At 51.9% G+C, this 4925-nt stretch carries 6 protein-coding genes; 3 read left to right on the top strand and 3 right to left on the bottom strand.

The window, feature by feature from the left end:
* The first annotated feature begins 160 nt into the window (after positions 1-160).
* The 3 genes from DCC82_RS16535 to DCC82_RS16525 are packed head-to-tail and all read left to right on the top strand — an operon-like array spanning position 161 to position 2882.
* Positions 161-1534, top strand: coding sequence for a sigma-54 interaction domain-containing protein (locus tag DCC82_RS16535; protein ID WP_097354055.1), 1374 nt, complete (start codon positions 161-163; stop codon positions 1532-1534).
* 57 nt (positions 1535-1591) lie between these two features.
* Positions 1592-2344: a TatD family hydrolase gene (locus DCC82_RS16530; protein WP_097354054.1), complete on the top strand. Its 753-nt coding sequence runs from the start codon at positions 1592-1594 to the stop codon at positions 2342-2344.
* Positions 2345-2393: 49 nt separating this feature from the next.
* Positions 2394-2882 carry a DinB family protein gene (locus DCC82_RS16525; RefSeq protein WP_097354053.1) on the top strand — a complete coding sequence of 163 codons (489 nt, stop codon included), beginning with the start codon at positions 2394-2396 and terminating at the stop codon, positions 2880-2882.
* Positions 2883-2946: 64 nt separating this feature from the next.
* Here DCC82_RS16525 and DCC82_RS16520 read toward each other — a convergent pair whose 3' ends face one another.
* Genes DCC82_RS16520 through DCC82_RS16510 form a run of 3 tightly spaced genes read right to left on the bottom strand, consistent with a single transcriptional unit; the run spans position 2947 to position 4580 of the window.
* The gene (locus tag DCC82_RS16520; protein ID WP_187252178.1) at positions 2947-3849 is read right to left on the bottom strand and encodes a DUF817 domain-containing protein; all 903 of its coding nucleotides are present in this window, start codon (positions 3847-3849) and stop codon (positions 2947-2949) included.
* Between the two features lie 16 nt (positions 3850-3865).
* Positions 3866-4090 (bottom strand): helix-turn-helix domain-containing protein, encoded by a 225-nt coding sequence (locus DCC82_RS16515; RefSeq protein WP_013144000.1) that lies wholly within the window; start codon positions 4088-4090, stop codon positions 3866-3868.
* A 10-nt stretch (positions 4091-4100) separates the two neighbouring features.
* Positions 4101-4580 carry a DUF2975 domain-containing protein gene (locus tag DCC82_RS16510; RefSeq protein ID WP_097354052.1) on the bottom strand — a complete coding sequence of 160 codons (480 nt, stop codon included), beginning with the start codon at positions 4578-4580 and terminating at the stop codon, positions 4101-4103.
* Between the last annotated feature and the right edge of the window lie 345 nt (positions 4581-4925).

Below are 4925 nucleotides of genomic sequence, written 5' to 3'. Positions count from 1 at the left end.
TCGCATATTTATCAAAATTTGGGGGCTAGAAGTTCAATTTATCTCGAAGAATTTTTACTCCTCAGAGCTGATATTTAGCAAAAATTTTTTTCACATCTTTCTTTCCCTTCCTGTCTCCCGTCCACCTTATGCTATAATACAAAAAAGAGAGGTGCTGATCGTGAACCGGGATATGGAAACGCTTTTATCAATGTATGAGCAAATTCTCGAAATGATCGACCTTGGCGTCCATGCGGTCGATCAACATGGGAAAACCGTCATTTACAACCGGAAAATGCGGGACATCGAGGGTATGAACATCGAGGACGTGCTCGATAAAAACATTTTGGACGTCTTCCGCTTCAACCCGGAGCAGCCGAGCACGCTGCTAGAAGCGCTGCGCACCGGCAAGAGCATTCTGAATCAACAGCAAACGTATTTCAATAACAAAGGGCAAGCCGTGACAACGGTCAATCAAACACACCCGCTGCAAAAAGACGGGCGCATCATCGGCGCCGTGGAAATCGCCAAAGACATCACGAAGTTCCGCAAACTGATCCAAGAACACCACCAACGCAAGGAAGCCAGCCGCACGTTTGCCGATATCATCAGCCAAAGCGAAGCGATGCAAAAGGCCATCCGCCTTGCGCGTCATGCCGCCCGCTCGGAAGCGCCTGTGCTGCTCATTGGGGAGAAAGGGACAGGAAAAGACTTGCTCGCTTCCTGCATTCACCACGAAAGCGAACGGCGAGCTAAGCCGTTTTTTGCGCAAACGTGTTTGTCGCTTCCGGATGATTGGATGGAAACGATGCTGTTTGGCAGCGAAGAAGACGGCGAGATCCAGCCCGGCTTGTTTGAACAAGCGGACGGCGGCACCGTCCTGCTTGACGATATTGACTCGTTAAGCCTGCCGCTTCAACAAAAACTCGCCCGTTTTCTGCAAGAAAAACAGTTTGTCCGCGCCCATGGCCAAGAACCGGTTCATGCAGATGTTCGCCTCATCGCCTCGACAAGCGGAGACCCGATCGATGCCGTCCAAGCAGGGGAATTGCTCAAATCGCTTTACTACCAAATTGCCGTCCACTGCATCGTCCTGCCGCCGTTGCGCGAACGGAAAGAGGACATTTTGCCGCTCGCTATCCATTTCATCCGTCAAGGCAACGAGCGCTATGGCCTACATGTCGAAGGACTCGGCGATGACGTGCAAGAGGCGTTTCTTGCTTACAGCTGGCCCGGCAACGTGCGCGAGCTTGAGGCCGTCATTTTGGAAACGATGGCGACGATGGAACAAGAACAAACCATCACCCTCGCCCATCTGCCTGCCCCTTTTCGAGCCAAGCTGGCGCCCGACGAAACGAAAACGGACTTTTTATTTGATACGGAAGACATTTTGCCTCTTGACAAATACATGGAAGAAGTCGAAATTTACTACATCCGCAAGGCGCTGCAGCATCACGGCTTCAACATCACCAAAACGGCCAAAGCGCTTGGTTTGAGCCGACAAAACTTGCAATACCGCATCCGCAAGTACCAGATTGATAAGGAATGGGGATGAAAAGGCGAAAAGCCTCAGCCAGCGGGACGGCAAAAAGGACAGGGGAGGTCGCTGTGGATGATCGACGCTCATATTCATCTCGACCAGTACACGGACATCGATGAACAAATCAACCGTTGGCAAGAAGCGGGCATCATCGGCGTCGTCGCCGTATCCACCGATTTGCGCTCCAGCTGCCGAACGCTCGAGTTGAAACAGCGATTCCCTTCCTTCGTCTACGCCGCCATCGGTTTCCATCCCGAGCAACCGCTGCCAAGCGAAGCCGATTGGAACGAATGGACAGGGCTTGTCAAGCAAGAGCGGCCGCTGCTCGCCGCCATCGGCGAAGTCGGGCTGCCATACTATTCAGCGGAAGCATGCGCCAAGCTGCCCGCGTATCAAGAACGATTAACCGAAATCGCGGCCATCGCCGCGGATGCTTCCTTGCCGCTCGCCCTTCACGCCGTCTACGACCGCGCCGAAACCGCCTTGGCCATCTTGCAGCAAGCTGGCGTCCGACAAGCCCATTTCCACTGGCTGAAGGCCGAGCCTGCCGTGGTCAAACAAATCGTCCAATGCGGCTACTACATCTCCGTCACACCGGAAGTGTGCTACCGCGAGCGCGACAAGCAGCTGTTATCCCTCGTTCCCATCGAGCAGCTGCTCCTTGAAACCGATGGCCCATGGCCGTTTGCAGGCCCGTTTGCCGGAAAACTGACGACGCCGTTATGGCTATTGGACTCCGCACGAGCCGTGGCGGCACACTATGGCCGAGATATCGAACAAGTCAAAACCATGATCACGGCGAACACAAAACGGCTTTACGGTTGATCTTCCTTATGATACGATGAAACCAAATCTACATCGAAATGAGGGAAACATGATGGATCATAATGAGCGGGTACGCCAACAGCTGATCAAAAGCGTTTCCGGGCTGTCGGACGAACAGCTGAACACCCGAGTGGCGGACGGAAGTTGGACGATCGCCCAAGTGCTCGAACACCTGTACTTAATCGAAACATCGATCGCAGCCATGATCGCCCATACATTAAAGCATGGCGAGAGCCAACCGGTCGAGGAGAAACCGATCCACTTGACCGTTGACCGTTCCAAAAAAGTGGAGGCGCCTGATTTCGCCCGCCCGAGCGACCGCTTTTTCACTCGACACGAACTGGAAGAAAAATTGCATCAATCGCGGCAGCGGTTGCGCCAAATCACGGAGCAAGCCAATCCGGCTGACTTGGAAGCCAAATCGTTCCCGCATCCAATTTTTGGGCCACTGAATTTGAAGCAATGGGTGGAATTTGTCGGCTACCATGAACAGCGCCACCTCGCGCAAATGGAAGAAATCAAGGCACAGCTTCCGTGAGGAGCGGGCGGCTCATCAAGGAAAAAGCCGAGCAACGACCAGCCAAATCCCCGCCCTGCTCGGCTTACAACGATTTTCCATCTTCATGTGAACGCTCCACTGCCCCTGTCACAGCCATTGTTTTCACTTGCTTTAACGTCGCCACGATGAGAAAACTGACAATAACAAACAAACACCACGAACTCACCTTCCCAAGATGAACAAGGCTCCACGCCTTCACCTGGTTTGGATATTGCCAAGCGCCAAAAAAGGTGGCGATGTTTTCCGCGATCCAGATGAAAAACCCGATCAGCAAAAAGGACAAAACAAGCGGCATCCGGTAGCGGACTCCCCCGACCTCATACGTCACCCATGACCGCCAAAAGACAACCATGACGAGGCTTGATAGCCACCAACGAACGTCCACCCAATAATGGTGGGTGAAAAAATTCAAGTAAATCGCCGAAGCGAGAGGAACGACCATCCAAAACGGCGGCCATTGCACCAACTCCACCTTCAGCCTTCGCCACGCCTGACAAAGATAGCTGGCGACGCTCGCATACATAAACCCGCTGTACAAGGGCACGCCAAAGATTTTCGTATACCCCTCTTCCGGATACGACCACGAACCCATGCGCACTTTAAACAGCTCGAGCGCAAGTCCAATGACGTGGAACAAGGTGATCACTTTGAGTTCATCCCGCGTTTCCATCCCTGACCGCACCATCCACCATTGCATGAGAAGGCAAATAACAAGCAGCCAATCATACCGCGGCAATAGCGGAAGCGGCGCGATCTTCGTCAGCGCCAATGAGGCAAAAATAACAACCGGAAACACGCAAGACAACGCCTGCGCCCAACCGAAGCGAACAAGCTGCACAAACGCTTTGATCAGCCGCGACTTTCTGCAAAACTGGCGCACCCGGACGATCATGAGGCAAAGCGGTGGGTATTCGTTCACCGCTGCCTCGTGTTTCTCCCCTTTCAAGCCGTCCCCTCCCTACTCACGGATTTGACTCCCCTTCATCACTTCGATACTCCAAAATGTCCCCGGGCTGGCAATCGAGCGCCTTGCAAATGGCTTCGAGCGTCGAGAAACGGATCGCCTTCGCCTTCCCGTTTTTCAAGATCGACAAATTCGCCATCGTGATCCCGACTCTCTCCGACAGCTCGGTGACGCTCATCTTCCGCTTCGCCAACATGACATCAAGATTCACGATAATCGGCATGTCATCCACCTCAAATGGTCAACTCATTTTCCTGTTTGATTTCAATCGCCTGCTGCAGCAACTTTTGCAAAACCGCGGCGAACACAGCGATGACAAGCGACGCAAACGGCACAATCAGACCGACGAAAATGACACCCGGAGCGTCGTCTTTCTCGGCGAACAAGTAAAACAGCGGCAAGACAAGCAAATGCAGCCCGCTGATGGCGACGGCGCAATGTTTGATCGTCTTTAACGCTTTCACCGACGCCTCGGAAAACGCGTCGTTTCGGTCAATATACACTAACAACCGGAACGCCTGATACAAAGCGAAGTAGAACGGCAGTGCGGACGCCTCAAACACAAGATAAACAAAATACTTGATCCAAGGGAACGTTGGCACCAGCTTGACAGCCACCTTCGCAAGCGCAGGCACCAAAAATAGGCACAACGCAAGAACGGGAAGACCAATCAACACAACAGCCACTTTCAAAAAAATTGTTTCTCGTTTCACCGCGAGCACCTCACTGATTTGTTTTCGATTTTATTTTAATCATTTATTTATCGTTTTTCAATAAATAATTATCGAATTTAATTATATTTTTGCTGTTAAACATGATAAAAACAAAGAGCATTCCCTCGCAGAAGAACGCTCCGCTACAAACGTTGATGATTCTCGCAAAAAAACAGCCCTTCTTCCACTGATATTATCCCTCTAGTGTAGACAGTTGGGAAAATGCCCATACTGTCAGTAAAAACACTGGAGGGATTTGTTTATGTTCGAGACCAAGCAAACACCGAAAGGGAAGACCACTTATTCCGTGGAGTTTAAATGGAGGGCTGTCCAGATGCACATCGA

Origin of the sequence: Geobacillus sp. LYN3 (genome assembly GCF_003064505.1) — a bacterium.
Taxonomy (GTDB): Bacteria; Bacillota; Bacilli; order Bacillales; family Anoxybacillaceae; genus Parageobacillus_B; species Parageobacillus_B toebii.
This window is presented reverse-complemented; position numbering and strand designations above follow the sequence as displayed.

What these genes read in the sequence shown, in the direction of transcription:
- DCC82_RS16515 (WP_013144000.1), bottom strand. Translation starts at nt 4,090, where the DNA reads ATGCCGATTATCGTGAATCTTGATGTCATGTTGGCGAAGCGGAAGATG.
- DCC82_RS16530 (WP_097354054.1), top strand. Translation starts at nt 1,592, where the DNA reads ATGATCGACGCTCATATTCATCTCGACCAGTACACGGACATCGATGAA.
- DCC82_RS16525 (WP_097354053.1), top strand. Translation starts at nt 2,394, where the DNA reads ATGATGGATCATAATGAGCGGGTACGCCAACAGCTGATCAAAAGCGTT.